Source organism: Variovorax sp. P1_H12_2 (genome assembly GCF_056405335.1).
On the sequence record NZ_JBFUCI010000774.1, the window covers coordinates 1 to 1,106 of the forward strand.

1 protein-coding gene and 1 pseudogene are annotated in these 1,106 nt (G+C 68.0%); both read right to left on the bottom strand.

All coding sequences use genetic code 11. The annotated features are described in order from the left end of the window. On the bottom strand, positions 1-922 hold a 922-nt coding region (locus AC1D2K_RS35035), incomplete at its 3' end, for a Bug family tripartite tricarboxylate transporter substrate binding protein (protein ID WP_478095070.1). A 19-nt stretch (positions 923-941) separates the two neighbouring features. Next, positions 942-1,106: pseudogene (locus AC1D2K_RS35040) on the bottom strand (CDP-6-deoxy-delta-3,4-glucoseen reductase); the annotation flags it as partial.

Below are 1,106 nucleotides of genomic sequence, written 5' to 3' on the forward strand. Positions count from 1 at the left end.
GTTCGCTCTTCATGAAGGCGCCGAACTGATCGGGCGTGCTGGCCACCGGTTCGGCCAGCAGTGATGCGAAGCGGGTCTTGGTCTCCGGCGATTCGAGCGCGGCGACGAAGGCGTGGTTGAGCTTGGCGACCACCTCGGGCGGCGTGCCGGCCGGTGCCACCAGGCCCCACCAGGTGTCGATCGAGAAGCCCTTCAGCGTGGCGGCCACCGTCGGTACCTCCGGCAGCGCGCTGCTGCGCTGCGCGGTCGTGACCGCGATCGCCTTCAGTTTGCCGGAGCGGATGTTCGGCGCTGCGGTCGCCAGGTTGTCGAAGTTGAAGTCGACCTGACCCGACAGCAGCGCAAGCTGCGCCGGGTTGCCGCCGTTGTAGGGAATGTGCACCGCGAAGATGCCCGCTTCCTTCTTGAACAATTCGCCCGCCAGGTGGCCGGCGCTGCCGTTGCCGCCGCTGCCGTAGTTGAGCTTGGCCGGATTGGCCTTGGCGTAGGCGATCAGGTCGGCCAGCGTGTTGATCTTCAGGCGCTGCGCGGTCTCGGCATTCATGACCAGCACGTTGGGCACCCGCACCATCTGCGTCACCGGAGCGAAGTCGGTGGCGGCGTTGAAGGGCATCCTGGCGTAGAGCCAGGGATTGACCGCGTTAGTGGCGGTGGCCGCGATGCCGATGGTCAGGCCGTCGGGAGCGGCCTTGGCCACCGCGTCGGCACCGATGTTGCCGCCGGCGCCGGGCTTGTTGTCGATGATGACCGTGCCCAGCGAGTCCTTGACGCGCTCGGCCAGCACCCGCGCCGTGACGTCGATCGGCCCTCCCGCGGCATAGGGCACGATCAGCCGGATCGGCCGCTGTTGGGCGCTCGCCTGGCCGGTGGCCAGCAGGGTGGCGGCCGACAGGAGGGTCAGCAGGAAGTGTCTGGCTTTCATGGATTCCATCGCGTGTGTCTCAGGGCAGGGCCTTGTCGGCCTCGGTGGTGAAGGCGTCGGCGTAGAACTCGTCTTCCGGCAGGCCGCGCTGCGCGACATAGTCGTGCTTCGCGGCATCGACCACCACCGGCGCGCCGCAGGCATAGACCTGGTAGCCCGACAGGTCGTCGAAGTCCTCCAGGAC